Genomic DNA, 26,453 nt, shown 5'->3' with positions numbered 1-26,453 from the left:
GAAAAAATGATCCATCCATCTTATAATGAGTTATTAAAGACACTTAATGAGGTTCGTGACGAGAATGAGCCAGAAATCGACAGCCGCTATTCACTTGTAATTGCATCTGCAAAGCGTGCACGCCAGATTGTAAACGGACAGGAGCCGCTTGCTGATCATGTTTCTACCTATAAGCCTCTTTCCATCGCAGTAGAGGAGATTCGTGAGGGCAAGGTTCATATTACAAAGGAAGGTGAGGATGATTTCACACCAGTAGCCACTATGGAAAGCCCACTTTCTTTCACAGATACAGAAACTTCGGAGACAGAAGATGCTGAATAAGAAGGTAATGATCGTATCCCTTGGCTGCGATAAGAATCTGGTGGATACTGAGAAAATGCTTGGCATTCTTGCAGATGAGGGATGTACATTTACGGATGATGAAGCACAGGCACAGGTAATTATTGTAAATACCTGTTGCTTCATTGGAGATGCAAAGGAAGAAAGCATCCAAAATATTTTAGATCTGGCACGTTTTAAGACAGAAGGGAAGCTTGAAGCACTTATCGCAACGGGATGTCTTTCACAGCGTTATCAGGATGAAATGTTAGAAGAGTTGCCAGAGCTTGATGGAATCCTTGGAATAAGCGCATGGCATACAATTGCGGATGTTGTGCGTGAGGCACTTGAAGGCAAACGACCAAGAAATCTGATGCCCACAGGTGTGTTAAACAGTCATACAACAAAGAGACTGCTGACAACAGGCGGTCATTATGCCTATTTAAAGATTGCAGAAGGATGCAATAAGCGCTGTACGTACTGCGTAATTCCATCTGTGCGCGGTGCTTATGTCAGCGTACCGATGGAGGAACTTGAAAAAGAGGCAAGAGAACTTGCAGCAGAAGGTGTAAAGGAATTGATTCTTGTTGCACAGGAGACTACCGTATATGGAATTGATCTCTACAAAAAGAAAATGCTTCCAGAACTCCTTCATCGTCTGTGTGCAATCCAGGGCATTGTCTGGATCCGTCTTTTATATTGTTATCCAGAGGAAATTACGCCAGAGCTTGTTCAGGTAATGAAAGAAGAAAAAAAGATCTGTCATTATTTGGATATGCCAATACAGCATTCCTCTGACCGCATTTTAAAGAAGATGGGTAGACGTACAAACCGCAAAGAGCTGTTAGACAAAATTGAGATGCTTCGTACAGAGATTCCGGATATTGTTCTTAGAACAACGTTAATTACAGGTTTCCCAGGCGAGACACAAGAAGATTTTGAAGAGATGCTCTCGTTTGTAGACATGGTTGGCTTTGAGCGCCTTGGTGTTTTTCCATATTCACCAGAGGAAGGAACACCGGCTGCCGAGATGGAAGATCAGATTGATGAAGAAGTCAAAAAGCAAAGACGTGATGCTATCATGGAGCTGCAGCAGGAGATTTCTTTTGATTTTGAGGCAGACTGTGTTGGCGAAAAGCTGCTTGTTATGATTGAAGGATATCTTCCAGATGAACATGCCTATGTCGGACGAACCTACATGGATGCGCCAGGCATTGATGGTTACATTTTTATAAAATCAGGAGAAGCACTGATGTCCGGTGATTTTGCCGAGGCAGTTGTTACCGGCTCAGATGAATATGATTTGATTGGAGAATTGTATGAAGAACATGAATCTGCCGAATAAACTGACTATGCTGCGTGTAATACTGATCCCGTTTTTTGTTGTATGTGAGCTGATTCCATACAGCTGGGGAAAGTGGGCTGCACTGGTAATTTTTGTGGCAGCGTCTATTACCGATAAACTCGATGGTACGATTGCGAGAAAGTATAACCTGATTACAAACTTTGGAAAATTCATGGATCCACTCGCGGACAAGCTGTTAGTCTGCTCTGCCATGATTTGTTTTGTCGGACTTAGAACGTTGGAACCATGGATTGTTATTATTATTGTAGCCAGAGAATTTATTATCAGCGGCTTTCGCCTTATAGCTGCTGAAAACGGCCGTGTGATTGCCGCAGGAATCTGGGGAAAGGCAAAGACGGTTGTTCAGATGATTATGTGCATCCTTTTGATTATGGATGTTTCTGCATTATCTGTTGTTACAACAATCGCAATTTATGCCGCTTTGATTCTTACGATTATCTCACTGGTTGACTATATTGTACACAATCTGGATGTATTATCAGACCAGAAGTAAGAAAAATAAGGGGACTTATTTATTATGAAAACCAATTCAACCATCCGCGGGATTGCTCACGGACATATGACAAAAGACAATCTGACAGGATTTGCATCTATGATGACATCTGATGCCAGAACACTCTCGTTGGCAAGAATTGCCATGAATCTGCCAGTTTATCTGGATATGGGAGAGGAGCCGTCTGATGAATATACACGAATCTCCAAGTTGTCCGCAGCGTATTGCGGTCTGCTTGGCCGTGTCAATAAAGAGCTTGTCTCAGGTCTGGATGAAAAGCGTGAGGAGGAAGCGCTGTCACTTCGCAAAGAGAGCACACAAATTATGGAGCTGCTTAGCGCATATACAGATCGCTTCACGGTATATGAATATGTGTTAAACAGACTTGAGTATCGTTTTAGCGGTGCTTCACTTGAGGCGGGCTACAGCGATGAAGATATGACGCAGGAAATTTTGCAGAAGCTGTCATCAGAGACTGATCAGACAGTTCGTCAGTCAATGCTTGTATCTATTATAGAGCAGCTTCCGATGCGAATGACAAGAAAGCGTTTCTTCCAGGTCCTCGCAGAAGGAATGGATGCCTATAAGGGTTCAGACAAAGAAGCAGTAGATGGACAGCTGTTTATGCTTCGTACAGCTGCAATGTTAGAGGAGCCAGCAGAATTTAAACAGAGCTTTCCAGCATTTTATGAAGTTGTAGAGACTTTTAAACAGGCACCGCTGTCTACCGTAAGTGAGGCCGAGTGGAATAAACTTCACGATATGCTTGCTGACGCTATGGAGGAGCTAAACAGCCAGATGGATCGTATGCTTCTTTTGCAGGAGCTTATCAATGATCTGTGTGTTGTAACAATGACAGACGGCTGTACATGGACAGAGCAGCATAAGACCTGCAGCAGCATTATTTCCTTTACGCTGACACCGGGAACAGATGAGGCGGCATTAAATGCAATGCTTACAGCGCTTGAGGGCATTCAGGAACAGTACAGCATGACCTTTCAGGAAAAATCAACATTGGTAGATGAGCTGATGCAAAGCAGCAAAGAACAGCTTAGTGAGCAGGGAATGCTTGAAACCTTCAGCAAGTTAGAGGTACTTTCAAAGCTTCTTTCAAGCAGCCGCTTTGCAGATATTGAGCAAAAGCAAGAGAGCGAGACTGTGGAAGCTTCTTATATCGAAGAACAGACAGCAGCGCTTATTTCAGAGCTGGAGACATTTTTAAAGTCATCATCAAAACCGTTAGCCCGTGCTGTTATGGCAAAGCTTGTCACGATGGTTCCGCTGTTTATCCGTGATTATAATCAGCTTGAGGAATATATTCAAAACAGTCTGTCCTCATGTTCAGATGTTGCGGAAAAATTAGCATGTATCGAAATCATCAGAAACCTGTAACAAAAAAAGGTTCTAAGGTGAAGTGATCTTGTCTGGCAATAGTAAAGGAGAGGGATCAATTGAAACTGTGTAAGGATATCCGCCTTGGCGAAAAAGTTTCGGGAAAGCGTTTTGAGCTTACATGGAAGCTTAAGCACAATCGTCCGTCTGGCAGCATTTATGTTGTTGTTCTTCCTGAAGTGGTTCCAGAAAATCTGATGGAAATCTGTGCATACGAAGAACTTCGCAGAAAAAAGCAGTATGGGCGCACAGTGATTGCGGCAGCAGCGAATAAGAGCGAGGCGATTGAAGTAGTTCGAGCTTTGATTGAAGAAATGTATCAGAAGACTGGTGGCTTTGATGTGAAATCATTCATGAAGCTTTAAAAAGGAGGACAATGTTAGGTATTTTACTTACAATATTGAAAATAATTGGCATAATCCTTCTTGTGCTGATTGGATTGATTCTTTTGGCAGCGGCAGTCATTCTTTTAGTGCCAATACGATATCATGGCGAGGGTGCACGAGAGGAAAAGATACTCTCTGGAAATGTAAAACTAACGTGGCTTCTTCATATGATATCGGCAAGTGCTTCACTTTCAGAAGAAGGGACGAAAATTAGGGTTTGCTTGTTTGGAAAGACGATTTATCCTAAAACAAAAAAGCCGCCTAAGAAAAGCAAAGCAAAGAAAATGCCTAAACAAGAGGCACCAAAAAAGTCAGAGAAATCAGAAAAGCCAAAACAGCAGTCTGACACTGTATCTAAAGAAGTTGCAACAATCTACGAGCCGCAAAAGCCAATTCCAGAATTGCCAAAGAAAGAAAAAAAGATCGCTGATGAGGCGCCAGAAGCAAAGAAAATGGATGGGCCAGAGTCAGAGAAAAAGCAGCAATCACAAAAAGAAAAATCTGCCAGACCAGATGTGAAGTCTAAATTTGAGGCTATAAAACAAAAGCTTCTTGCAGTCAAAGAGAAGTTTATTGACAGTAAGGCAGGCATTCAAAAAATCAAAAATAAAATTGATTACTGGAAAAATTTGCTGACATCTGATCCTGTGAAGGAAGCTATGGGATTTCTTTGGAAAAAAACAAAGGGATTGCTTCATCATATTCTTCCAAGAAGAATGACAGGACGCATTCACTTTGGTTTTGAGGATCCGTCTAAGACGGGAAAAACGTTAGCTTATTTTTCAATGCTGTATCCATTTACGAAAGAGAATCTCGTAATAGAGCCTGAGTTTGAAACAGAAAAACTTATACTCGAAGGAGATATTGCATTTCGTGGAAGAATACGATTAGGATATCTGGTGTATGTGGCGCTCAGTGTCGTACTAAATAAAAACATTCGCCGTCAATATAAGCGGCTGAGACAAGGAGGAAATAAAGATGGAGAAGGAAGAAATTAACTTTGGCTCATCAGTAGATGAGCTGTTAAAAGGGCTGGAAGGATTTGTCAGCTCAAAAACTGTTGTCGGTGAACCGATTCAGGTAAACGATGCCACCATCATTCCACTGGTTGATATGAAGTTCGGCATGGGAGCAGGCGCATTCAAAAAAAATAGTGACAATAAGACGGCAGGAGGAATTGGAGCTAATATTAGTCCATGTGCCGTGTTAATCATTCAAAAGGGTATGGCAAAGGTTGTTAATATCAAGAACCAGGATCTTACTACTAAGATTGTGGATATGGTTCCTGATTTGATTAACCGCTTCACAAGCAAGAAGGCAGACGATCCAGCTGTTGATGAGGCAGTAGATGATATCTTAAACGACGATAAAAAATAATAGCTGATTCAGTAGCAAAAAGAATAGACATAAAAAGTCCGCATAAACTATAATGAATAAGGAACCGAAAAAGGTCTTTATGAAACGTTTATGCGGACTTCTTTTATTTTTCTTTGGACTGGGAATGGCAGTGATGCTTTTTGTCCCAGTTTGTCTTTGCTCAGTAATAGTGATTTTATTTTGCCTTATTTTAGGGTATGTTCTATTTTGCTGCGGATGCTAATTTTAGATAGAAAAAAAGCAGTCGACAAGCGACCGCTTTAAATCATACCCGTAACGAAATTAAGCTCTCTCAACATAGCCAGAGCGTAAACAGGAAGTACAAACGTACATCTTCTTGTTGGTTCCGTTGACACTTACTCTAACGGACTTAACATTGGACTTCCAAACCGCATTACTTCTTCTATGGGAATGGCTAACATTGTTTCCGAAATGAGCACCCTTCTGACAGATCTCACACTTTGCCATAAATCGCACCTCCTTACGCAAATGTAGCCGTATAGGCTCACAACATGGATATCATAACAGATATTCAGAAAAAAATCAAGGACTTTTTTTAAAAAGATTTAAAAAGGATTATTACAGTGAACTGTAGTCATTCCAGATCAAAAGGATTTTGCTTGACTTATACGTGGTAATGAGATATTCTAAACATAGAGTATTCTGCTTAGAATCCGTCCAGAATTAATAAATTCTCTGATGGAATACTAGGAGCAGGATCTTAGTCTAAGTCAGAATCAGTAAAAATGTATTTTCTGAATTTGTTAGTTGGAGGTAACCGAATGAAGGGACGTATATCGAATCCTCAGGGTGATGTTATGATCAGAACAGATGTCATCGCAAAGTATGCAGGTTCTATGGCGGTGGAATGCTTCGGTATTGTTGGTATGGCCAGTGTCAGCATGAAGGACGGACTTGTTCATCTGCTAAAAAAGGACAGCATAACAAGAGGCATTAATGTATCATTAGAAGATAATGAGCTTACAATTGATTTCCATGTAATTGTTTCATATGGAGTAAGCATTCTGGCTGTATACAACAATTTAACGGATAGTGTAAAGTACCATGTTGAGGAGTTTACAGGAATCCGTGTTAAAAAAATTAATATGTATGTAGAGGGTGTCAGAGTCATTGACTGATCAGTGATAGATACCGCCTAAGGAGGAGCTATATTTTGGGTAGTAATGTGATAGACGCAGGTTTATTAAAGCGCATGTTTCTTGCAGGCGTGGCAAATCTGGAATCAAAGAAAGAATGGATTAACGAATTAAATGTATTCCCAGTGCCGGATGGTGATACAGGAACAAACATGACACTTACAATTCTCTCCGCAGCAAGGGAAGTAAATTCTGTTGAGGAACCAACTATGGAGACGTTAGCAAAAGCGATTTCATCTGGTTCACTGCGCGGTGCTAGAGGTAACTCAGGTGTTATTTTGTCTCAGCTGTTCCGTGGCTTTACAAAGGCCATTAAGTACAGTACAGAGATTGATATGGAGCTGCTTGCAGAAGCTTTGCAGCGTGCAACAGAGACAGCTTACAAGGCTGTTATGAAGCCGAAGGAAGGTACAATCCTTACTGTTGCAAAGGGAATTTCTGATAAAGCGAAAGAACTTGCACAAAGCGGCTGCGATATGGATGTTTTTATTCAGGAACTGTTAAAGGAAGGCGATTATGTATTAAGCCAGACACCAGAGATGCTTCCTGTTTTAAAGCAGGCAGGCGTTGTTGATTCTGGCGGACAGGGTCTGATGCAGGTATTAAAGGGTGCATATGATGGTTATCTTGGAAAAGAGATCACATTCACCGCTGAAAAGCCAGCTGCATCACGCGCTGTAACAGGTGCAGCAAACGATGAAATTGATACTGCAGATATCAAGTTTGGCTATTGCACCGAATTTATTATTATGACAAGCCGTGCCTTTACACACGAGGATGAGAAGGAGTTTAAAGCATTCCTGTCTTCTATAGGTGACTCTATCGTGTGCGTAGCAGATGATGAGCTTGTTAAAGTACATGTGCATACAAATGATCCAGGTCTTGCAATTCAAAAGGCACTTACCTATGGTCAGCTGACAAGCATGAAGATTGATAACATGCGTGAAGAGCATCAGGAGCGCGTTATCAAGAATGCAGAGAGAGAAGCTATCAAGCAGGCAGAAGCTGATCGCAGGGAGCGTGAGCAGGAAGACAAGTCCAAGTGGAAGGAATATGGCTTTATAAGCGTATCTGCAGGTGCAGGAATTGGAGAAATTTTTAAGGGTCTTGGTGTCGATTATTTAATCGAGGGCGGACAGACCATGAATCCAAGTACAGAGGATATGCTTAATGCAATTCGTCAGGTCCCGGCAAGAAACATTTTCATTCTGCCGAACAATTCTAATATCATAATGGCAGCAAAGCAGGCAAAGCAGCTGACAAAGGATAAGGAAATTTTTGTAATTCCGACAAAAACTATCCCGCAGGGTATTACTGCTATCATTAATTTCGTACCGGATAGTTCGATGGAAGAAAATGCAGAGAACATGACAGAGAGCATCAAGAGTGTCAAGACAGGACAGATTACTTATGCTGTTCGTGATACGATGATCGACAATATCGAGATTCATAAGGATGACATTATTGGTCTTGGTGATAAGGGAATGCTGGCAGATGGAACAGATATCAACGATGTTGCATTTGAGACTGTATGTAAGATGATGTCTGAGGATTCTGAACTGATCGGTATTTATTATGGTCAGGAAATTGATGAGGCAAGAGCTAAGGAGCTTTGTGATCGTTTGAGCGAAGAGTTCCCATCTGTTGATGTTGAGGTTAATGCCGGAAATCAGCCAGTATACTATTATTTCTTATCAGTAGAGTAATCTTTATAAGGAGGCAGCCGTGAATTACGACGATCCCATTACATGTTTAAAGGGAATCGGAGAGAAGACGGCAGCGCTTTACGAAAAATTGGGGATTGTAACCATTGGAGAACTTATGCGTTATTACCCCCGAAGCTATGAACGATTTGAACCACCAGTCACGATCCGGGCCGCAGCTGTAATGGATTTCGCAGCGGTCCGGGTCGTGATTTGTTCTTATCCGACAATAAAGCGTGTGCGTAATCTCTCTATTATAAATACAAAGGTGCGCGATGAGGAAGGAAGTGAGCTTCGTGTTACCTGGTTTCAGACAACCTATCTGGCGAGCGTGCTTCGTCCGGGCGGCTGGTATGTGCTTCGCGGAAAGCTTTCAGGAAACGGAAAATCGCGAACACTTGATCAGCCTCAGGTTTACGCACTTGATGCATATGAGCAGCTTCAAAAATCACTGCAGCCTGTTTATGCGCTGACAGCAAAAATCACATCAAAAAGCATTTCAAAGGCAGTTGCAGCGGCATATGATGCAGGTGTAAAACAGAAGGCCACGATTCCAGAAAAGGTGCTTTCACAGTATAATTTGCTGCCAGAGGATGAGGCTGGATATCTTATGCATTTTCCAAAAGATGAAGTGCAGCTGACACATGCACGAAAAACAATAGCGTTTGGCGAATTTTATCATTTCTTGCTTGGCGTAAATCAGATGAAAAAGCGGCTTTTGCAGGAGAAAAACCATTTCGCACTGACACGGCGTGAGGAAGTCACAAATCTGATTAAACAGCTTCCATATGATTTGACAGGCGCGCAGCTTCGCACAATTGAAGAAATTACACAGAATATGACAGGTGATCATATGATGAGCCGTTTGCTACAGGGAGATGTAGGTTCAGGAAAAACTATCGTTGCCTTTCTTTCAATGTATCAGGCTGCATTATGTCATTATCAAAGCGCTCTTATGGCACCAACTGAGGTATTAGCGTCACAGCATTATCAGGGCTTTATTGAATTATCAGAGCGTTATCATCTGAATCTTTCAATTGTTTTATTGACAGGCTCCATGCGTGCAGGACAAAAAAAAGAGGCACTTCGTCAGATTAGAGAGCATGAGGCAGATATTGTAATTGGAACACATGCCGTTATTCAGGAAAAAGTTGAGTTCGATGATCTGGCACTTGTAATTACAGATGAGCAGCACCGCTTCGGAGTCGCACAGCGTGATGCTTTAAGCAAGAAAGGTCATACTCCGCACGTGCTTGTAATGAGCGCGACACCAATTCCAAGAAGTCTGGCGATGATTCTTTATGGAGATCTTGATATTTCTATTATGGATGAGCTTCCGGCAAAAAGGCTGCCAATAAAAAATTGTGTGGTCAATATTTCATACCGTCCAAAGGCATGGGATTTTATAATAAAGCAGGTGCAGGCAGGACACCAAGCGTATGTGATCTGTCCCATGGTAGAAGAGAGCGAGACATCGCAGGGGGCAGATGTTGTCAGTTATACAGAACAGCTGAGAGAAGCTTTGCCTTCCTATATTTCAATTGAGTATCTTCATGGAAAAATGAAAGCCAAAGAAAAAGATGATATTATGGCACATTTTGCAAAGAATGAGACGCAGGTACTTGTTTCGACAACAGTAATCGAGGTTGGAATTAATGTACCAAATGCAACTGTCATTTTGATTGAGGATGCACAGCGCTTTGGTCTGGCACAGCTGCATCAGCTTCGCGGCCGTGTTGGGCGCGGTGATGCGCAGTCATATTGCATAATGATAGACACCTCAGGAAAAGAAGAATCAGCAAAGCGTCTTGAAGTACTCAATCATTCAAACGATGGCTTTGCAATTGCAAACGAAGATTTAAAGCTTCGCGGACCTGGTGATTTTTTTGGAATACGTCAGAGCGGTGAAATCGCCTTTGCAGTCGCTGATATCTATCAGGATGCGCAGCTTTTAAAGTGGGCGAAAGAGGCTGCCGACAGTGCGCAGGTTATGGCAGCGGTGGAGACGCACAGCATTTAGAGTTTCTGATATAAAAATTTCTCATAACTTACCAGCGTAATCTTTTTATCTGTGCATATACTAGGAATGTAACAAACAACAAAGCTTTGATGTAAAGTTACAAACAACACACTTACAAGAAAACTGTGAAACAGAGCAATACGCACAGAAAAAAAGGAGGACTACTGATGTCTACAAATAAGAACAGTAATCGAATTGAAGTACCAGAAGCAAAGCAGGCGCTCGACCAGTTTAAGATGGAGGTCGCTGATGAGCTGGGTGTACCGTTAACAAACGGTTATAACGGAAATCTGACCTCTTACCAGAACGGAAGTGTCGGAGGCTATATGGTGAAGAAGATGATTGAAAAGCAGGAAAAGGAAATGTCCAACAAGTAATCATCTAAGCCAGTAACAAGAAGGAAGCAGGGACAAATACTCTGCTTCCTTTTTTGCGTGAATAAATAAAACCGCGAAAAAGCACTTGTCAGATTGTTTTTTGCATACTATAATAGAGTAGTTAGAGTATACAAAACTACAAAATTTAGAAAAACAAACATAGAACAAGGTGGAAGACATATGAGAGTAATTGCAGGTACAGCCAGAAGGTTGCCACTTGTTACACCAAAAGGAATGGAAACGCGTCCAACTACGGACCGTATAAAAGAAACGTTATTTAATATTCTTCAGAATGACTTGCCAAGCTGCCATTTTCTTGATTTGTTTGCAGGAAGCGGTGCTATAGGCATTGAGGCATTAAGCCGCGGTGCTGCAAAGGCTGTTTTTGTAGATAACAGCAAAGAAGCACTTTCGTGTATTCGTCAGAATCTGGAAAAGACGCATCTGGCAGACAGGGCAATAGTTATTGGTCAGGATTGTGCAGGTGCTATACATGCATTGGATGCAAAAAAAATGCATTTTGATATTATCTTTATGGATCCGCCCTATCAGCTGAATGCAGAAAAGGAAGTGCTCACTGCAATTGCTGACAGCAAAATAGCTGATGAGGATACGCAGATTATAATCGAAGCAACACTTGACAGAGAGTTTAGCGAGGATGAACTTGCTTGCTTTGATGTTGTTCGCGTAAAGGAATACAAGACAAACAAACATATTTTTTTGCAAAAAAGCAGTCGGGAGGCATAAGTCAGTATGGGAAAGACAATAGCAATTTATCCGGGAAGCTTTGACCCAGTGACACGCGGACATATGGATATTATCGAGCGTGCCAGTAAAACAGTTGATCATTTGATTGTTGGTGTGCTTGTAAACAGTGCAAAATCACCGCTGTTTACAGTGGAGGAAAGGGTTGCTTTGCTAAAGCAGGTGACAGCGCAATATCCCAATGTAGAGATTCGTTCCTTTGAAGGACTGCTTGTTGATTTTGCGCGTGCGAGTGGTGCACATATTTTAATCAGAGGATTAAGAGCAGTCACTGATTTTGAGTATGAACTTCAGATGTCACAGACAAATCGAAAGGTTGCACCAGAGGTTGATACGATTTTCTTTACAACCAGCCTGGAATATGCATACCTTAGCTCCAGCATTGTAAAAGAAGTTGCCCAGTACGGAGGCGATATAAGTGCATTTGTCGCAGAACCAGTTGAAAAGGCTATCAAGCAAAAGTTTGCACAAGGAAATAAAAATAAATAAAAGTAAAAAAGCAGACGTTTGATATGACGTCTGATATAAAGGAGAAAATTAAAATGAGCAAAATTGAACAGTTAATTGGAGAAATTGAAGAGTTTATTGATGGCTGCAAGCTTCAGCCGTTTTCTAGCACAAAGATTGTTGTAGATAAGGCACAGTTAGAAGATCTTTTAGTAGAGCTTCGTCACCGCACACCTGATGAGATCAAAAAATATCAGAAGATTTTAAACAACAAGGATGCGATCATCAACGATGCAAAGCAGCAGGCAGAGGCTATTATCAGTGCTGCAAACGTTCAGACAAGCGAGATGGTTAACCAGAGTGAGATCACAAAGCGTGCTTATGCAAGAGCAAACGAAATCATCACACAGGCAACACAGCAGGCAAACGAAATTGTTAATAAGGCAATCGAGGATGCAAATGCACTTCGTACAGGTGCAATTGCTTATACTGATGATATGATGGGAAGTATGGAGCAGACTCTTGCACAGGGCTTAGACGGATTAAAGGAAAAGTATGAGGAGATGTTATCCACTATGAATACTACCGTTGAGACAATCAGTGCAAATCGTAAGGAGCTGCCAAAGGCAGAAGATGTAATCATCAGTGCCGCACCTGCAGATACGGCAGAAGAAGAGCAGTCTGAAGAAGAATAAAATTCAGGCTTATAGGCCGCTGCCTGATGCAGCGGTCTTTCCTTTTCTAAGTTTAAATAAATCTAAATGTAACTATTCAGAAAAAGAAAACATAGACTGCTGCACAGCCCAAATAAAAAACGCACAAGTATGTAACGAAATATCGGAAAATCAGATTGCTGCCAGGCTTGGCGCACCTGAATATGAACACAGATTCCGCCAAAGCCAAGTAAAAAAAGACAGATGGCTGATTTGTAACGCAAAGAAAGTGTATTGAGGGAACTAATCTTGCTGATCCCAGTTGTCATTTCAAGCATTCCGATTAAGATCGTTTGGGCGGTTGATTGTGGTGTTGCAATAGTTAAAAATTCAGAAAGAATCGAGAAAAACATTAAAAGTACACCGATTCTAACTAAAAGAAGCAGACAAGTATCGCAGATATCATTTAGCGAAGGCTCTGGCGAAGATGTTTCTTGTACATTTTTTTTAGTTGAAATACTGCGTTTTGCTACGGATTTTAAGAGAAAAAGAAGCGTGCACAGCAAAAAAGATGCGAAAAAAGGCAGATATGCACATAAAAGAAAAACAAAACGCATTTTTGTAGGCAGCGCAAGCAAAACAGATGCGACAAAGCCAGACAAAAATAGTGGGCTTGGCAGCTGAACAAAGCAAACAATCCACCGAGCTGCCCGTTTGGAGAGAAGTTTGCTGGCGTACAGACCGCTGCATGTCAGAGCACCCATCGGACTTCCACATAAAAGTCCACTTAGAAAAGCTGCGCCAGATGGAAAAGGAAGATGTTTTAATGCGGCTTGTACGGATTTTCGGCTAATCAAAAAGGATGCGGCAGCCATTGCAGGAAACAGAGCTGGCAAAACCTGCTTGTACCACAGCGAAAGACCTTTCGTGGCGCCGAGCGTACACAGTGCAGGATTATAAATTAAAAATATTAGAAATACGGCAGAGAAAAGAGTAAGAAGCATACAGCCACCAGGCATTTATCTTGCTTTATTTTATGCCAATGATAAGAAAAACATGAGGTGTATATGGAATTACCAGTTTCTTTTTTAGAGAACATGAAAAAACTGCTGTCACCGGAGGAGTTTAATGCATACCTTGACAGCTACAGTGAGGAGCGTGTTTACGGCCTTCGCGTCAATACAAATAAGCTCACGCCAGAAGAATTTGAAAAAATATGTCCATTCGAGATTAAAAAGATACCGTGGATTGATAATGGTTATTATTATAGTGGAAAAGATAAGCCGGCAAAGGATCCTTATTATTATGCCGGTCTGTATTATCTGCAGGAGCCATCAGCAATGACACCGGCACACGTACTTCCTATTGAACCAGGTGATCGCGTGCTTGATATCTGTGCAGCTCCAGGAGGAAAGAGTACTGAGCTGGCAGCAAAGCTTAAGGGAAAAGGAGTTCTAGTAAGCAACGATATCAGTAATTCACGAGCAAAGGCATTATTAAAGAACCTTGAGCTGTTTGGCATTTCAAATGCTTATGTAATCAGCGAGGCACCATACAAGCTTGCAGAGCATTTTGAAGGCTATTTTGATAAGATTCTTATTGATGCGCCATGTTCAGGTGAAGGAATGTTTAGAAAGGAACCTTCAGTTATGAAAAGCTGGGTGGAGCATGGAAATGACTATTTTGTCAAGCTGCAGCAGGAGATTACTTCATATGCATTAAAGATGCTTCGTCCAGGCGGAATGCTGCTTTACTCAACATGTACATTTTCACCGCTTGAAGATGAACAGATTGTGTCACGCATGCTTAAAGAAGATCAAGATTTAGAGCTTGTAGAGCCAGAGTGGTATGAAGGTTTTGACCATGGACACCCAGAATGGTCAGATAACAATCAAGAACTCACAAAATGTGTGCGTATTTGGCCGCATCGAATGAAGGGAGAAGGTCATTTCCTTGCGCTTCTTAAAAAGAAGGGAGAGAGCAGCCGTCTAAAAGAAAGACAGACAGAAAAAGCCAAAATGCCACAGGAGCTTTTCGACTTTTTGCAGACCGTAAAGAAGCCGCTTGCGCTTGATCGTCTGGAGATTCGTCAGGAAAAAGTATTTGTTCATCCAGACTGCAGACGTGATTTAAAAGGTCTTCGTATAATGCGCTCTGGCCTGCTTCTTGGTGAGTGCCTGAAAAATCGTTTTGAACCAAGTCAGGCATTAGCAATGGCGCTTCGTGCAGATGAATATCCAAATGTACTTTATCTGTCAAGAGAGGATGATCGTGTAATTCGTTATTTAAAGGGTGAAACGATTGATTTAAGAGATGAAGAATCTGTAGAAAAGGGCTGGGTTTTGATTTGCGTAGACAATTATCCGCTCGGCTTTGGAAAGGCAGCAGGCGGATCAGTGAAAAATAAGTATCTTGCAGGCTGGAGGTGGATGTAATGGAGTGGCGTCTTGATAAGTTTTTGACACAGATTCCAGTGGGAACGCGCAGTCAGGTCAAGGATATGATCAAAAAAGGACGCGTTTGCGTAAATGGTGTGCATGCATCAAAACCAGAATTAAAGGTAGATCCAGAGAACGACAGCATTACGCTTGATGGAAAGAAGCTTTTTTATTCTCAGTATGCATACTATATGTTAAACAAGCCGGCTGGCGTAATTACAGCAACCATGGATAAGAAAAAAGAGACTGTTCTTGATTTATTAGACGATAAGCGAAAGGATTTATTTCCAGTTGGACGCCTCGATATTGATACAGAAGGACTTCTTTTAATTACAAACGATGGGGAGCTTTGTCACAGACTTCTTTCTCCTAAGCATCACGTTGACAAATGTTATTTTGCAAAAACAGATCTTCCAATTCCGGCAGATGCTGTAAAAAAATTTGAAGAAGGCATAGATCTTGGCGATTTCACATCAATGCCTGCAAAGCTGGAAATTATTGGAGATTGTGAGGCAAAGGTAATTGTTCAGGAAGGAAAATTTCATCAGGTAAAGAGAATGTTCGAGGCAGTTGGAGTAACAGTTGTTTATTTAAAGCGCCTTTCAATGGGAAGCCTTAAGCTAGACGAAACACTTGCACCTGGTGAGAGCCGCGCACTGACACAGGAGGAGCTTGAATGTCTGAAGGAAAGCTGATTGTGAAAAATGCAAAGGGTGTGATATTTGATTTAGACGGTACACTTGTAGATTCAATGAATGTATGGAAAGAGATTGACGTCAGTTATCTGGGAAAGCATGGATATGATGTGCCAGATGATCTTCATGACGAAATTGAAGGAATGAGCTTTACAGAGACAGCTGCCTATTTTAAAAAGCGTTTCTGCCTGAAAGAGACGGTTGACGAAATTAAAGACTGCTGGAATCAGATGGCATATGAAAAGTATTGTCATGAGGTCGCATTAAAACCAGGTGCAGCACCATTTCTTTCTTATCTTCATAAAAATGGATGCAAGATTGCCATTGCAAGCAGCAATTCACGCAAATTGATTCAGGCTGTATTAGAATCGCAAGGTATAGCATCATATTTTGAAGCTATAGTGACTAGCTGTGATGTAAAGGCCGGAAAACCAGCACCAGATGTTTATTTAGAAGCAGCGAAGCTTCTTGATTTGAATCCGTGTGACTGTGTTGTGTTTGAAGATATTCCAGCGGGAATCATGGCAGGAAAGGCGGCAGGTATGACTGTATTTGCAGTAGAAGATGAATTTTCAGAGCCGCTTCGCGAGAAAAAACTTGCGCTTGCCGATGGATGGGTGAGAGATTACACAGATTTCATATAAAACGGAGGACACAGTAGTTATGTTTCGAATAAAAAAAGGTCATCATGGCTATATCAAACGCAAGAAGCGCCTGCTGTTAGGAGAGGTACTTGGTCTTTTAATCGGCATTATAGGTCTTGTGGTGATTGGCGTTGTGACAACAGGAAGCCGCAAAAATTTGCTTACAGTTGTAGCTATGGTTTCAGTAATTCCAATGGTAAATCAGCTTGTCATTTTGATTGCACTTTGGAAATATCAGCCGTGCCCAGATAAGGAGTATGAGCAGGTGGCATCTATTGTAGGTAAAGGAATTTTAGACACTGAGCTTGTCATTACATCAAAAACAGATAAGTCATTTTTGCTTGACTATGCGTGTATTCATGAGAAAGGTGTCTTCTGCTATTGCTCTGATAAGAATGTATCAGAAAAAAAGACAGCTGAGTATATAAAGAGCTTTATGAAGGCTAATGACTTAAAGACGGATATATTTGTTATCCGTGACTGGAAAAATTATTTAAACCGCATTCGCGAGCTTGAGAAGTGGGATCGCGCCAGCTGTGATGAAAAGCTTCTTAAAATCGAAGGTGTGCTGAGAGGAATTGCCATATGAGACAATTGCAAATTCAGGCGGCAGAAGAAGGTCAGCGCTTAGACAAATATTTAAGCCGATATATGCCAGAGGCGCCAAAGAGCTTCTTTTATAAGATGCTTAGAAAAAAGAACATTACCTGCAACAAAAAAAAGTGTGATGGAAGCGAAAAACTTTGCGCGGGAGACTGCATTGAGCTGTTTTTGGCAGAGGACACGATTGAAAAATTCCGTGGAAATACAGATGAAAAAAAAGCTTCCAGTATTCAGACACAGACTCAAAACGTATCGCTCTCACCAAAGAGCATTATATATGAGGATGATGATATATTGCTGATAAATAAAGCAGCGGGAGAACTTTCGCAGAAAGCATCGCCAAAAGATGTTTCCATGGTAGAAAAGGTCATTGGCTATGCACTTTCCACACAAAAAGTAACAAATGAGCAGCTGTTAGTCTGCCGTCCTTCTGTCTGCAACCGTTTAGACAGAAATACATCAGGATTAATTGCAGCTGGTTTTTCCATACGAGGTCTTCAGTTTTTATCAGAACAGTTTAGAACAAGAGATCTGCACAAATATTATATGGCGCTAGTGGCAGGCTGCGTAACAAGACAGCAAAAGCTTAAAGGATATCTGTATAAGGATGAAAAAACAAATAAAGTAGAGGTCCACGAGACACTTGAAGAATTTCCAGAGAATCTTAAAAAAGATGCACTTGCGATTGAGACTGTATATGAGCCAGTGGCATCGACAAAGCAGGCAACGCTTTTAAAGGTGCTTTTAGTGACAGGACGTTCTCATCAGATTCGTGCACATCTGTCAAGCATAAATCATCCAATCATTGGAGATTCAAAATATGGTGACAGCAGCATAAATGAGCAGTTTAGAAAAAAGGCAGGCACAAAGAGACAGCTTCTTCATGCATATGAGATGGTATTTCCTGTCTGCGAGGGACATTTTTCATATCTGTCCCAAAAAAGCTTTCAGGCACCGCTTCCAAATGATTTTTTAAAGGCAATGGAGTATGCAAAAATCCATGACTGGAAGGAGTAATACGTATGCCAACATGGAAATCAAGAGGACTTAGAGGATCGGCATTAGAGGATATGATCAACTATACGATTGAGCAGTACAGCACAAAAAAGCTTGCGCTAATTCAGAAGATTCCGACTCCAATAAAACCAATCAATATTGATCAGGAGACGCGTCATATAACGCTTGCATATTTTGATCAAAAAAGTACAGTCGATTATATTGGTGCAGTTCAGGGCATTCCAATCTGCTTTGATGCGAAGGAATCTGCAGTTGATACCTTTCCGCTGCAGAATATTCATGAGCATCAGGTAAAATTTATGCAGGCAATGGAAGAACAAAACGGAATTGCTTTTATTCTGTTGTATTATACGCACCGTCATGAAGCGTATTATGTGCCGCTTTCTGATATCGTCTATTTCTGGAACCGCGGCAAAAATGGCGGAAGAAAGAGTTTTACATATGACGAGATCGATAAGACACTGCAGATTCCAATAAAAAATGGCGTGTTTTTACACTTTTTGGAGCAGCTTCAGCTTGATCTTTTGCGTCATGCTGATGAGTCAAATGGAAATGGGACTTGACAAATGCAAGCTGCTTCGCTATAATCGTATTTAACATTCATAAATTACCATGGTAGCACGTTAACTTACTAAAGTAAACAAGCTGCAGGAAATGAGGAAAATATGGCAATCAGTTTACTGCACACACCGGAGGGTGTAAGAGATCTGTATAATGAAGAATGCGCGAAGAAGGAAACTGTCAGCGCAAAAATCGGAGCGGTTTTCCACCGTTTTGGTTATCGCAGCATCCAGACACCATCATATGAGTTTTTTGATATATTTAATAAAGACAGAGGTTCAGTTGCATCAAATCAGATGTTTAAATTTTTTGACCGCGATGGAAATACACTAGTGCTTCGGCCTGATATTACACCGTCAATTGCAAGATGTGCGGCAAAATATTTCATGGATGAGGACATGCCAGTGCGTCTTTGTTATAATGGAAACATTTTCATCAACAACATGAGCTTGCGCGGAAGTTTAAAAGAGTCTACCGTAATGGGTGCAGAGATGATTAACGATACGACAACAGATGCAGATGCAGAGATGGTTGCTATGCTGATTCAGTCTCTTCAGGTCAGCGGTCTGACAGAGTTTCAGGTTGAGATCGGACAGGTTGATTTCTTTAATGGACTAGTAGAAGAAGCAGGCTTTAATGAGCAGGAGACAGACGAGCTTAGAACACTGATTGAGCAGAAAAACTATTTTGGTGTAGAGGAAATGCTTTCGGCAAAAGAGCTTCCTGAACAGTTAAAGCAGGCACTTCTTTCTATGCCAAAGCTGTTTGGAGGCATCAGTCAGATCCATGAGGCAGCGTCTCTTACAGATAATGATAAGGCGCTCAGCGCAATATATCGTCTTGAAAAGCTGTATAAGATTCTTGCTTCCTACGGACTGGAAAAATATATTACGTTTGATCTTGGTATGCTTGGCAAATTTCAGTATTATACAGGAATCATTTTCAAGGCATATACATATGGAAGCGGAACACCTATTGCAACGGGCGGCCGTTATGACAAGCTGCTTTCCCAGTTCGGAAAGGACGCACCATCTATCGGCTTTGGTATTTATGTAGATGAGTTGTTGATGGCTATGTCAAGACAGCAGATTGATATTGACACTGATTATCTTGGAACAATTCTTCTTTATGAGAGAAGTCAGAAGAATCTTGCCATTCGTCTTGCAAATGTATTAAGAGCAGATTCCTCAGTTACGCTTATGAAAAAGTTTTATGAAAAGACAATTGATGACTACATTGCGTATGCGAAGAGAAGCGGTATTGGTGGTATCTTTTATATTGATGAGGAAGGAAAATATGTTGAGGTTATAAATGTACTCACGGATGACCGCAAACGACATTTGCTTTCTGATTTGATCGGAGAAGAAGCATAAGAAGGAGAATACGCTTTATGAGATATATTACATTTGCGCTTGCAAAGGGTCGTCTGGCAAAAAAGGCAATGGAGATGCTGGAGCTTGCCGGCATTACATGCGAGGAGATGAAGGACGAGACAAGCCGTAAGCTGATTTTTGTAAATGAAGAGCTAAAATTAAAATTTTTTCTGGCAAAGGCATCTGATGTTCCGACATATGTGGAATATGGTGCAGCTGATATTGGTGTAGTAGGAAAGGATACCATCCTTGAAGAAGGACGAAATTTATATGAGGTGATGGATCTTGGCATTGGCAAATGCCGTATGTGCGTGGCTGGCCCTGCATCGGCAAGAGAGCGCCTTAAGCATCATGAACTGATTCGTGTGGCATCAAAATATCCGGTCATCGCGAAGGATTACTTCTATAATAAGAAGCATCAGACAGTTGAAATTATTAAGCTGAATGGTTCAGTCGAGTTAGCACCAATTGTTGGCTTGTCTGAGGTTATTGTAGATATAGTTGAGACAGGAACGACGCTTAAGGAAAACGGACTTGAGGTATTAGAGGAGATTTGCCCACTGTCAGCCCGTGTGGTTGTAAATCAGGTAAGCATGAAGATGGAAAACGAGCGAATCAATAAGATCTTAGCCGGTTTTAAGACTGCGGTTGAAAAAAGAAAATAGCAGACAGAGAGGATGGAACATACATGAGAATCGTTAAGCTTAGCAAGGAATCAAAGGAAAATTTGTTAGCAGATCTGTTAAAGAGAGATCCAAACAACTACGGACAATATGCCGATACTGTACAGGCAATTGTAGATGATGTGAAGGCGCGCGGTGATGAAGCGCTGTTTGAATATACCGAGAAGTTTGACAAGGTTAAAGTGACAAAGGACACCATTAGAGTGACTAAAGAAGAGATTGATGAGGCACTTAAACAGGTCGATCCAAAGCTGATGGAAGTAATGGTAAAATCTATGAAGAATATCCGTGCATTCCATGAAAAGCAAAAGCAGCTCTCATGGTTTGACACGACACCGGACGGCACGATTCTTGGTCAGAGAGTTACACCACTAGACAGTGCGGGTCTTTATGTTCCAGGCGGAAAGGCTGCATATCCATCTTCTGTTTTAATGAATATCATTCCGGCAGAGGTAGCAGGCGTAAATCGTATTGTTATGGTGACACCTCCTGGCAAGGACGGAAAGGTTAATCCAGTCACTCTGGCAGCAGCTCACATTGCGGGTGCAACAGAAGTTTATAAGGTTGGCGGTGCGCAGGCAATTGCCGCACTTGCATTTGGTACTGAATCTATTCCGAAGGTAAATAAGATTGCAGGTCCTGGAAATATTTATGTTGCGCTTGCAAAGAAGGCTGTATATGGTCATGTCAGCATCGACAGCATTGCCGGACCTAGTGAGATCATGGTTCTTGCAGATGAGAGTGCAAATGCAAAGTTCGTTGCAGCAGATCTTTTGTCACAGGCAGAGCATGACGAACTTGCCTGCGCTATTCTTGTTACAACCAGCATGAAGCTTGCCGAGGAAGTATCAAAGCTGACAGAAGAATTTATCGCAGGATTATCCAGAAAAGAGATTCTGCAAAAGTCCATTGATAATTATGGTTATATTCTTGTAGCAGATTCTATGGACGATGCAGTAGATGTAGTAAATGAAATTGCACCAGAGCATCTTGAAATTCAGACAATAAATCCATTTGAGACGATGACACAGGTACGAAATGCTGGTGCGATTTTTATGGGAGAGTACAGTAGTGAGCCGCTTGGCGACTACTTTGCAGGACCAAACCATGTTCTTCCGACAAACGGAACGGCAAAGTTTTTCTCACCGCTTGGCGTAGATGCTTATGTAAAGAAATCAAGTATTATTTATTACTCCAAGAAGGCATTAAAGCCAGTCAGCAGGGATATTATTCAGTTTGCAGAAAGCGAATATCTGACAGCGCATGCTAATTCCATCCGTGTTCGTTTTGAAGACGACAAAGAGTAATCGGGTATCAAAAGGAGAGGAAACTATGCAGCAGCGAATCGGTACTATTACAAGAAATACAAAGGAAACACAAATTACTCTGACCATAAATTTGGATGGCAGCGGAAAGGCAGATATTTCTACAGGAATTGGCTTCTTTGATCATATGCTAAACAGCTTTGCACGTCATGGTCTGTTTGATTTGACAGTAAAGGCAACTGGTGATCTTGAGGTCGATTGCCATCATACGATAGAGGATGTCGGCATTGTGCTTGGTCAGGCGATAGCACAGGCAGTAGGCGACAAAAAGTCTATTTGCCGCTATGGAGACTGCATTCTTCCTATGGATGAAGCACTTATTCTCTGCGCAATTGATTTATCAGGCAGGCCATATCTGGGCTATGAAGCATCAATTTCATCAGAGCGCGTGGGAGGATTTGATACAGAGATGGCAAAAGAATTTTTCTATGCTATTTCATATTCAGCATCAATGAATCTGCATATTCGTCAATTGGCAGGCGAGAACAGCCACCATATCATAGAAGGCATGTTCAAAGCCTTTGCAAAGGCACTTGACAAGGCAACAATTGCAGATCCGCGCATTACAGATGTACTTTCAACAAAGGGAAGTCTGTAAGAAAGGATGGTAAAGCAAATGGCAGGTGAAGTTACAAACGAAAATGAATTTGTGGCAGTTCCATTTCAGGCAGAGATTTCATGGGACGAGCTAAAAAAGGATGCATCTGGACTTGTCCCGTGCATAGTACAGGATTATAAAACAGGTCAGGTACTAATGTTAGCCTACATGAATGAAGCAGCATATCTTGAGACAGCCGCAACAGGAACCATGTGCTATTATAGCCGCAGCCGCAAAAGCAGATGGCTAAAAGGCGAAACAAGCGGTCATTTTCAATATGTGAAATCTCTTTATGCAGATTGTGATAAGGATACGCTTTTAGCAAAAGTAGCACAAAAAGGAGCAGCATGTCATACGGGATCGTATTCATGTTTCTTTAATAAAATTATAGAATAAAATATAAAAATAGCGCTGGGCAGCCTGGCGCTATTTTTTATTTTGTCAGGAATTTTGCAATATGATTGTACAGAACGCAAAAAACGTGGTAAAATAGGACAAGAAAAATAAGATTGGAGAAAATGACTATGGAAAAAGACATGTTCGGCGTAAGCCGCCTTAAAGTAAATCTACATATGCACACGACAATTTCTGATGGCTCAAAAACACCAGAAGAAGCGGCAGAAATTTATAAAAAAGCAGGATATGATGTAGTTGCGATTACAGATCATTGGATTCATCGTGATAGTGGAGAGATTGGCGGTCTGCGTATTTTATCAGGAGCTGAATATAATATTGGCGGAGGCGATGCCAGCACTGGTGTATACCATATTCTTGGCATAGGATGCAGCAAAAAGCCAAATCTGACACAGGAGGCAGGACCACAAAAGATTATTGATGAGGTTCATCGCTGCAGCGGAATTGCCATATTGGCGCATCCGGCATGGTCATTAAATACGGCGCAGCAGGCAGCAGCACTTAGTGGTGTGGACGCTACTGAAATTTTCAACTCTGTATCTGATGAGGGTGAGTCCTCACGTCCATATTCTGGTGATTTTGTTGATACAGCAGCATGCCAGGGCTTATTTTATCCGTTGGTTGCAGATGATGATACGCATATGTATAACTGCGATGAGACAAAGGCATGGATTATGCTTGAAGCCAAGATTACAGATTCAGATGAGGCGCTACTACAGGCAATTAAAGAAGAAAAGTTTTACGCAACGCAGGGACCAGAGATTCATATTAGAAGAAATGGCGATGAGATAACAGTACTATGCTCACCAGTCAGCCGCATTTCCTTCTTTTCCAATGCTGTATGGGCGCCAGAGCGTGGTCATAGAGGAACAGGACTGACAAAGGCAGTATGCCATGTACAGCCATGGGAGAAATTTATACGTGCAGAGGTAACAGACGAACAGGGAAGAAAGGCCTGGAGTAAGGTGATTAGGCTGTAAGGGTTGTATTTGGAAATATTGGAAAAGTAGTAGATAGGGGGAGCAGTATGCCATTACAAATTATTCGCAACGATATCACAAAATTAAAAGTAGATGCAATCGTTAATGCTGCAAACAGTTCTCTGCTTGGCGGAGGTGGTGTAGATGGCTGCATTCATAGGGCAGCAGGTCCAGAGCTTCTTTTAGAATGCAGAACATTACATGGGTGCGAAACAGGAAGTGCAAAAATCACAAGAGGGTATAAGCTTCCTTGTAAGTATGTGATCCATGCCGTTGGTCCGCGCTGGCAGGGTGGAAAATATCATGAAAAGGAACTTTTGGAATCCTGCTATCGCACATCACTGGAACTTGCAAAAAAATACGAGTGCGAATCTATTGCGTTTCCATTGATTTCGTCTGGAATATACGGTTACCCCAAAGATCAGGCATTAAAAGTGGCTGTAGATACAATTCAAGCCTTTTTGATGGAACAAGAGCTTAAAGTATATCTTGTCATTTTTGATCACAATTCGTATCAGATCAGCGAAAAACTATTTGATGATATTGCTTCTTACATAGATGATCGCTATGTAGAAGAACATGTTGATTGGGCAGCGGAAGAGACAAGGTATCTTGCGACTGAGGAAGAGATAACTAGAGAGGAAGACGTTTTTCTAAAGGCAGTATATCCTGGAAAAAAGAAAACATTAGAGGAAGCGCTGAAACAGCTTGATGAGAGCTTTTCGCAAATGCTTCTGCGAAAGATTGATGAGAGTGGAATGACAGACGCTCAGTGCTATAAGAAAGCAAACATTGATCGAAAATTGTTTTCTAAGATTCGCTCCGATAAGTTTTATAAGCCATCCAAGACAACAGTTCTAGCATTTGCATTAGCGCTGGAATTGCCGCTTGCAGAGATGCAGGACATGCTTCAAAAAGCAGGTTTTGCACTTTCTCATTCAAGCAAATTTGACATTATCGTGGAGTATTTTGTTGAACAGGGCAATTATAATGTCTATGAGATTAATGAGGCATTGTTTGCCTTTGATCAGAGCCTCATTGGAGGATAATAAATACATTAAGTAGTAATATCAAATTTGAAAATGTCGCTTCTCATGCGACCATTCCAATAAAAGAAAATGTTATCATGTGGCTGTGAGGTGAAAAACCAAGCAGCCATTTTTAGATGGTAATTAAAATACGCCTAAGTGGCGAGATAATTGGGAGGAAAGGCACATGAGAAAGGATTTGACAGAACTTGTTTTTATTATCGACCGCAGCGGTTCCATGAGTGGATTAGAGAGCGATACCATTGGCGGATTTAATTCAATGATTAGAAAGCAGAAACAGGCAGAGGGCGAAGCATTGATCTCAACGGTTTTATTTGACAATGTGAGCGAGGTTCTGCATGATCGCGTAAATGTAAAGGATATTCAGCCAATGACAGAACACGACTATACGGTACGAGGAACAACAGCGTTACTAGATGCAATTGGCGGAGCAATTCATCATATTGGAAATGTCCACAAGTATGCACGCCAAGAAGATGTACCAGAGCACACCATGTTTGTAATCACGACAGACGGAATGGAAAATGCCAGCCGGTATTACAGCAGTGACAAGGTCAAGAAAATGATCGAGCACCAGAAGGTAAAGTATGGCTGGGAATTTCTTTTCCTGGGAGCAAATATTGATGCAGTAGAAACAGCAAGTCATTTTGGCATAGGAGCAGACCGTGCAGTCAACTATAACTGCGACAGCGAGGGAACAGCATTAAATTACGAAGTAGTCAGTGATGCAATTTGTTCCGTAAGATGCAGTGCACCGTTAAAGCCAGATTGGAAGAAACGAATAGACGAGGACTATAAGAAAAGGGGGAGAAAGAAGTTATAGTTCACGGATAAAATAGTGATTTGATCTGGAAATTGAAGCGCCTTTCTTGTATAATGGTAACTATTCGGAGCCATGCAAAATTGTGTTTTGTGATGGGTATAAATAATTACCGCATAAAAATAGGAGATTCGCCATGAATGTTAAAATAATACGCTCAAACAGAAAGACGCTAGCAATCCAGATCAATCCAGATTTATCAGTGATAGTGCGAGCACCAATGTATGCGCCTCAAAGCGATATTGAGCGTATTTTAAGAGAGAAAGAAGGCTGGATACAAAAGCATATCGAGAAAATCAGAGAGCAGGAAGAAAAGAAGAAGGAAACACAAGGCGAGTCTGTGGAAAGTGAGTATTTGACAAATGAGGAGATTAAAAAACTTGCAGACAAAGCCTTGCAGCACATTCCGAAAAGAGTAAGCTATTATGCAAAGCAGATTGGAGTTACATACGGAAGAATAACAATTCGAAATCAGAAGACAAGGTGGGGAAGCTGCAGCAGCAAAGGAAATCTTAATTTTAATTGCTTACTAATGCTGACATCGCCAGAAGTAATTGATTATGTTGTCGTGCATGAGCTATGCCATCGAAAAGAAATGAATCATTCAGGGGCATTTTGGGCAGAGGTAGAGAAGGTACTTCCTGACTATAAAGAGCAGGTCAAGTGGCTGAAAGAGAATGGGGCACAGATAATAGGGAGGATGAAATGAGAAATTAAATAGGACAGACAAATTGTATTGACAATCATAATAAGATACAATATAATAAAAGTGCTTTACAAGTATGTTGTAAAGGAATGG

At 41.4% G+C, this 26,453-nt stretch carries 31 protein-coding genes; 29 read left to right on the top strand and 2 right to left on the bottom strand.

The features are described 5' to 3' along the window. The first annotated feature begins 6 nt into the window (after positions 1-6). Genes rpoZ through WJP93_RS09095 form a run of 7 tightly spaced genes read left to right on the top strand, consistent with a single transcriptional unit; the run spans position 7 to position 5,332 of the window. Positions 7-321 carry a DNA-directed RNA polymerase subunit omega gene (gene rpoZ / locus WJP93_RS09125; protein ID WP_066558932.1) on the top strand — a complete coding sequence of 105 codons (315 nt, stop codon included), beginning with the start codon at positions 7-9 and terminating at the stop codon, positions 319-321. Continuing rightward, complete coding sequence (rimO, locus tag WJP93_RS09120) at positions 311-1,663, top strand: 30S ribosomal protein S12 methylthiotransferase RimO (protein ID WP_227099831.1); 1,353 nt, start codon at positions 311-313, stop codon at positions 1,661-1,663. Before rpoZ ends, rimO begins: the two co-directional genes overlap by 11 nt. Beyond that, positions 1,647-2,177 carry a CDP-diacylglycerol--glycerol-3-phosphate 3-phosphatidyltransferase gene (gene pgsA, locus WJP93_RS09115; RefSeq protein ID WP_227099927.1) on the top strand — a complete coding sequence of 177 codons (531 nt, stop codon included), beginning with the start codon at positions 1,647-1,649 and terminating at the stop codon, positions 2,175-2,177. The genes rimO and pgsA overlap by 17 nt, the downstream gene beginning before the upstream one ends. A 24-nt stretch (positions 2,178-2,201) precedes the next feature. Next, positions 2,202-3,569, top strand: a complete 1,368-nt coding sequence (locus WJP93_RS09110; RefSeq protein WP_337547883.1) for a hypothetical protein — start codon at positions 2,202-2,204, stop codon at positions 3,567-3,569. Positions 3,570-3,628: 59 nt separating this feature from the next. Next, complete coding sequence (locus WJP93_RS09105; RefSeq protein WP_066558941.1) at positions 3,629-3,934, top strand: hypothetical protein; 306 nt, start codon at positions 3,629-3,631, stop codon at positions 3,932-3,934. A gap of 11 nt (positions 3,935-3,945) precedes the next feature. Beyond that, the gene (locus WJP93_RS09100; RefSeq protein WP_337547881.1) at positions 3,946-4,953 is read left to right on the top strand and encodes a hypothetical protein; all 1,008 of its coding nucleotides are present in this window, start codon (positions 3,946-3,948) and stop codon (positions 4,951-4,953) included. Beyond that, positions 4,934-5,332, top strand: coding sequence for a GerW family sporulation protein (locus WJP93_RS09095; RefSeq protein ID WP_066558946.1), 399 nt, complete (start codon positions 4,934-4,936; stop codon positions 5,330-5,332). The genes WJP93_RS09100 and WJP93_RS09095 overlap by 20 nt, the downstream gene beginning before the upstream one ends. A gap of 282 nt (positions 5,333-5,614) precedes the next feature. Here the strand turns inward: WJP93_RS09095 and rpmB are convergent, their stop codons facing one another. Continuing rightward, positions 5,615-5,800, bottom strand: coding sequence for a 50S ribosomal protein L28 (gene rpmB / locus WJP93_RS09090; RefSeq protein ID WP_082868519.1), 186 nt, complete (start codon positions 5,798-5,800; stop codon positions 5,615-5,617). Between the two features lie 314 nt (positions 5,801-6,114). Here rpmB and WJP93_RS09085 point away from each other — a divergent pair, with 314 nt between their 5' ends. From WJP93_RS09085 to WJP93_RS09055, 7 genes are all read left to right on the top strand, one after another. After that, on the top strand, positions 6,115-6,471 hold the full coding sequence (locus tag WJP93_RS09085) for an Asp23/Gls24 family envelope stress response protein (protein ID WP_066558948.1): 357 nt from the start codon (positions 6,115-6,117) through the stop codon (positions 6,469-6,471). Positions 6,472-6,506: 35 nt separating this feature from the next. After that, complete coding sequence (locus tag WJP93_RS09080) at positions 6,507-8,195, top strand: DAK2 domain-containing protein (RefSeq protein WP_337547879.1); 1,689 nt, start codon at positions 6,507-6,509, stop codon at positions 8,193-8,195. 19 nt (positions 8,196-8,214) lie between these two features. Then, positions 8,215-10,212, top strand: a complete 1,998-nt coding sequence (gene recG, locus WJP93_RS09075; protein ID WP_337547877.1) for an ATP-dependent DNA helicase RecG — start codon at positions 8,215-8,217, stop codon at positions 10,210-10,212. 167 nt (positions 10,213-10,379) lie between these two features. Further along, positions 10,380-10,589 (top strand): alpha/beta-type small acid-soluble spore protein, encoded by a 210-nt coding sequence (locus tag WJP93_RS09070; protein WP_066558953.1) that lies wholly within the window; start codon positions 10,380-10,382, stop codon positions 10,587-10,589. 93 nt (positions 10,590-10,682) lie between these two features. Beyond that, positions 10,683-11,336 carry a 16S rRNA (guanine(966)-N(2))-methyltransferase RsmD gene (rsmD, locus tag WJP93_RS09065; RefSeq protein ID WP_337547875.1) on the top strand — a complete coding sequence of 218 codons (654 nt, stop codon included), beginning with the start codon at positions 10,683-10,685 and terminating at the stop codon, positions 11,334-11,336. A 6-nt stretch (positions 11,337-11,342) separates the two neighbouring features. Further along, positions 11,343-11,843: a pantetheine-phosphate adenylyltransferase gene (coaD, locus tag WJP93_RS09060; protein ID WP_337547874.1), complete on the top strand. Its 501-nt coding sequence runs from the start codon at positions 11,343-11,345 to the stop codon at positions 11,841-11,843. A gap of 53 nt (positions 11,844-11,896) precedes the next feature. Next, the gene (locus WJP93_RS09055; RefSeq protein WP_308731429.1) at positions 11,897-12,496 is read left to right on the top strand and encodes a vacuolar family H+-ATPase subunit H; all 600 of its coding nucleotides are present in this window, start codon (positions 11,897-11,899) and stop codon (positions 12,494-12,496) included. A gap of 62 nt (positions 12,497-12,558) precedes the next feature. On the opposite strand, the gene WJP93_RS09050 is transcribed toward WJP93_RS09055, so the two are convergent. Next, entirely contained in the window at positions 12,559-13,458 is a 900-nt protein-coding gene (locus WJP93_RS09050; protein ID WP_337547871.1) for a hypothetical protein, read from the bottom strand. 63 nt (positions 13,459-13,521) lie between these two features. On the opposite strand from WJP93_RS09050, the gene WJP93_RS09045 reads away from it, so the two are divergent. The 15 genes from WJP93_RS09045 to WJP93_RS08975 all read left to right on the top strand — a co-directional run bounded on the left by WJP93_RS09045 (position 13,522) and on the right by WJP93_RS08975 (position 26,363). Continuing rightward, a complete protein-coding gene (locus WJP93_RS09045; protein WP_337547869.1) occupies positions 13,522-14,889 on the top strand; it encodes an RsmB/NOP family class I SAM-dependent RNA methyltransferase in 1,368 nt (455 codons plus the stop codon). Further along, positions 14,889-15,587 (top strand): pseudouridine synthase, encoded by a 699-nt coding sequence (locus WJP93_RS09040; RefSeq protein WP_118612939.1) that lies wholly within the window; start codon positions 14,889-14,891, stop codon positions 15,585-15,587. The genes WJP93_RS09045 and WJP93_RS09040 overlap by 1 nt, the downstream gene beginning before the upstream one ends. Continuing rightward, positions 15,569-16,231 carry an HAD family phosphatase gene (locus WJP93_RS09035; protein WP_337547867.1) on the top strand — a complete coding sequence of 221 codons (663 nt, stop codon included), beginning with the start codon at positions 15,569-15,571 and terminating at the stop codon, positions 16,229-16,231. Before WJP93_RS09040 ends, WJP93_RS09035 begins: the two co-directional genes overlap by 19 nt. A 19-nt stretch (positions 16,232-16,250) precedes the next feature. Further along, positions 16,251-16,820, top strand: coding sequence for a hypothetical protein (locus tag WJP93_RS09030; RefSeq protein WP_118612940.1), 570 nt, complete (start codon positions 16,251-16,253; stop codon positions 16,818-16,820). Beyond that, the gene (locus WJP93_RS09025; RefSeq protein ID WP_227099820.1) at positions 16,817-17,851 is read left to right on the top strand and encodes an RluA family pseudouridine synthase; all 1,035 of its coding nucleotides are present in this window, start codon (positions 16,817-16,819) and stop codon (positions 17,849-17,851) included. The genes WJP93_RS09030 and WJP93_RS09025 overlap by 4 nt, the downstream gene beginning before the upstream one ends. 5 nt (positions 17,852-17,856) lie before the next feature. Then, positions 17,857-18,414, top strand: a complete 558-nt coding sequence (locus tag WJP93_RS09020; protein WP_118612942.1) for a Holliday junction resolvase RecU — start codon at positions 17,857-17,859, stop codon at positions 18,412-18,414. Between the two features lie 102 nt (positions 18,415-18,516). Then, positions 18,517-19,785, top strand: coding sequence for an ATP phosphoribosyltransferase regulatory subunit (gene hisZ / locus WJP93_RS09015; protein WP_337547863.1), 1,269 nt, complete (start codon positions 18,517-18,519; stop codon positions 19,783-19,785). A gap of 17 nt (positions 19,786-19,802) precedes the next feature. Then, positions 19,803-20,450, top strand: coding sequence for an ATP phosphoribosyltransferase (hisG, locus tag WJP93_RS09010; protein WP_227099817.1), 648 nt, complete (start codon positions 19,803-19,805; stop codon positions 20,448-20,450). 23 nt (positions 20,451-20,473) lie between these two features. Beyond that, positions 20,474-21,775, top strand: a complete 1,302-nt coding sequence (hisD, locus tag WJP93_RS09005) for a histidinol dehydrogenase (RefSeq protein ID WP_262535754.1) — start codon at positions 20,474-20,476, stop codon at positions 21,773-21,775. Positions 21,776-21,800: 25 nt separating this feature from the next. Continuing rightward, on the top strand, positions 21,801-22,391 hold the full coding sequence (gene hisB, locus WJP93_RS09000) for an imidazoleglycerol-phosphate dehydratase HisB (RefSeq protein WP_066558988.1): 591 nt from the start codon (positions 21,801-21,803) through the stop codon (positions 22,389-22,391). An 18-nt stretch (positions 22,392-22,409) separates the two neighbouring features. Further along, positions 22,410-22,787 (top strand): phosphoribosyl-AMP cyclohydrolase, encoded by a 378-nt coding sequence (gene hisI, locus WJP93_RS08995; RefSeq protein WP_337547861.1) that lies wholly within the window; start codon positions 22,410-22,412, stop codon positions 22,785-22,787. Between the two features lie 128 nt (positions 22,788-22,915). After that, positions 22,916-23,785 (top strand): hypothetical protein, encoded by an 870-nt coding sequence (locus tag WJP93_RS08990; RefSeq protein WP_337547860.1) that lies wholly within the window; start codon positions 22,916-22,918, stop codon positions 23,783-23,785. A 47-nt stretch (positions 23,786-23,832) separates the two neighbouring features. Continuing rightward, positions 23,833-24,834 (top strand): O-acetyl-ADP-ribose deacetylase, encoded by a 1,002-nt coding sequence (locus WJP93_RS08985; RefSeq protein WP_337547858.1) that lies wholly within the window; start codon positions 23,833-23,835, stop codon positions 24,832-24,834. A gap of 166 nt (positions 24,835-25,000) precedes the next feature. After that, positions 25,001-25,657, top strand: a complete 657-nt coding sequence (locus tag WJP93_RS08980) for a hypothetical protein (RefSeq protein WP_337547857.1) — start codon at positions 25,001-25,003, stop codon at positions 25,655-25,657. Between the two features lie 133 nt (positions 25,658-25,790). Then, positions 25,791-26,363, top strand: a complete 573-nt coding sequence (locus WJP93_RS08975) for a SprT family zinc-dependent metalloprotease (RefSeq protein WP_066559001.1) — start codon at positions 25,791-25,793, stop codon at positions 26,361-26,363. Positions 26,364-26,453 lie beyond the last annotated feature (90 nt).

The organism is Anthropogastromicrobium sp., from assembly GCF_037349415.1.
Classification (GTDB): Bacteria; Bacillota; Clostridia; order Lachnospirales; family Lachnospiraceae; genus Anthropogastromicrobium; species Anthropogastromicrobium aceti.
Note: the sequence above shows the minus strand (reverse complement) of the source record. Positions and strands in the feature narration are given on the sequence as shown.

What these genes read in the sequence shown, in the direction of transcription:
- WJP93_RS09095 (WP_066558946.1), top strand. Translation starts at nt 4,934, where the DNA reads ATGGAGAAGGAAGAAATTAACTTTGGCTCATCAGTAGATGAGCTGTTA.
- rimO (WP_227099831.1), top strand. Translation starts at nt 311, where the DNA reads ATGCTGAATAAGAAGGTAATGATCGTATCCCTTGGCTGCGATAAGAAT.
- pgsA (WP_227099927.1), top strand. Translation starts at nt 1,647, where the DNA reads ATGAATCTGCCGAATAAACTGACTATGCTGCGTGTAATACTGATCCCG.
- WJP93_RS09025 (WP_227099820.1), top strand. Translation starts at nt 16,817, where the DNA reads ATGAGACAATTGCAAATTCAGGCGGCAGAAGAAGGTCAGCGCTTAGAC.
- hisI (WP_337547861.1), top strand. Translation starts at nt 22,410, where the DNA reads ATGGCAGGTGAAGTTACAAACGAAAATGAATTTGTGGCAGTTCCATTT.
- WJP93_RS09045 (WP_337547869.1), top strand. Translation starts at nt 13,522, where the DNA reads ATGGAATTACCAGTTTCTTTTTTAGAGAACATGAAAAAACTGCTGTCA.
- WJP93_RS08985 (WP_337547858.1), top strand. Translation starts at nt 23,833, where the DNA reads ATGCCATTACAAATTATTCGCAACGATATCACAAAATTAAAAGTAGAT.
- hisD (WP_262535754.1), top strand. Translation starts at nt 20,474, where the DNA reads ATGAGAATCGTTAAGCTTAGCAAGGAATCAAAGGAAAATTTGTTAGCA.
- WJP93_RS09035 (WP_337547867.1), top strand. Translation starts at nt 15,569, where the DNA reads ATGTCTGAAGGAAAGCTGATTGTGAAAAATGCAAAGGGTGTGATATTT.
- hisG (WP_227099817.1), top strand. Translation starts at nt 19,803, where the DNA reads ATGAGATATATTACATTTGCGCTTGCAAAGGGTCGTCTGGCAAAAAAG.
- WJP93_RS08990 (WP_337547860.1), top strand. Translation starts at nt 22,916, where the DNA reads ATGGAAAAAGACATGTTCGGCGTAAGCCGCCTTAAAGTAAATCTACAT.
- WJP93_RS09070 (WP_066558953.1), top strand. Translation starts at nt 10,380, where the DNA reads ATGTCTACAAATAAGAACAGTAATCGAATTGAAGTACCAGAAGCAAAG.
- WJP93_RS09055 (WP_308731429.1), top strand. Translation starts at nt 11,897, where the DNA reads ATGAGCAAAATTGAACAGTTAATTGGAGAAATTGAAGAGTTTATTGAT.
- WJP93_RS09100 (WP_337547881.1), top strand. Translation starts at nt 3,946, where the DNA reads ATGTTAGGTATTTTACTTACAATATTGAAAATAATTGGCATAATCCTT.
- coaD (WP_337547874.1), top strand. Translation starts at nt 11,343, where the DNA reads ATGGGAAAGACAATAGCAATTTATCCGGGAAGCTTTGACCCAGTGACA.
- WJP93_RS08980 (WP_337547857.1), top strand. Translation starts at nt 25,001, where the DNA reads ATGAGAAAGGATTTGACAGAACTTGTTTTTATTATCGACCGCAGCGGT.
- rpoZ (WP_066558932.1), top strand. Translation starts at nt 7, where the DNA reads ATGATCCATCCATCTTATAATGAGTTATTAAAGACACTTAATGAGGTT.
- rpmB (WP_082868519.1), bottom strand. Translation starts at nt 5,800, where the DNA reads ATGGCAAAGTGTGAGATCTGTCAGAAGGGTGCTCATTTCGGAAACAAT.
- WJP93_RS08975 (WP_066559001.1), top strand. Translation starts at nt 25,791, where the DNA reads ATGAATGTTAAAATAATACGCTCAAACAGAAAGACGCTAGCAATCCAG.
- WJP93_RS09040 (WP_118612939.1), top strand. Translation starts at nt 14,889, where the DNA reads ATGGAGTGGCGTCTTGATAAGTTTTTGACACAGATTCCAGTGGGAACG.
- WJP93_RS09020 (WP_118612942.1), top strand. Translation starts at nt 17,857, where the DNA reads ATGCCAACATGGAAATCAAGAGGACTTAGAGGATCGGCATTAGAGGAT.
- WJP93_RS09030 (WP_118612940.1), top strand. Translation starts at nt 16,251, where the DNA reads ATGTTTCGAATAAAAAAAGGTCATCATGGCTATATCAAACGCAAGAAG.
- WJP93_RS09085 (WP_066558948.1), top strand. Translation starts at nt 6,115, where the DNA reads ATGAAGGGACGTATATCGAATCCTCAGGGTGATGTTATGATCAGAACA.
- hisZ (WP_337547863.1), top strand. Translation starts at nt 18,517, where the DNA reads ATGGCAATCAGTTTACTGCACACACCGGAGGGTGTAAGAGATCTGTAT.
- WJP93_RS09110 (WP_337547883.1), top strand. Translation starts at nt 2,202, where the DNA reads ATGAAAACCAATTCAACCATCCGCGGGATTGCTCACGGACATATGACA.
- hisB (WP_066558988.1), top strand. Translation starts at nt 21,801, where the DNA reads ATGCAGCAGCGAATCGGTACTATTACAAGAAATACAAAGGAAACACAA.
- WJP93_RS09050 (WP_337547871.1), bottom strand. Translation starts at nt 13,458, where the DNA reads ATGCTTCTTACTCTTTTCTCTGCCGTATTTCTAATATTTTTAATTTAT.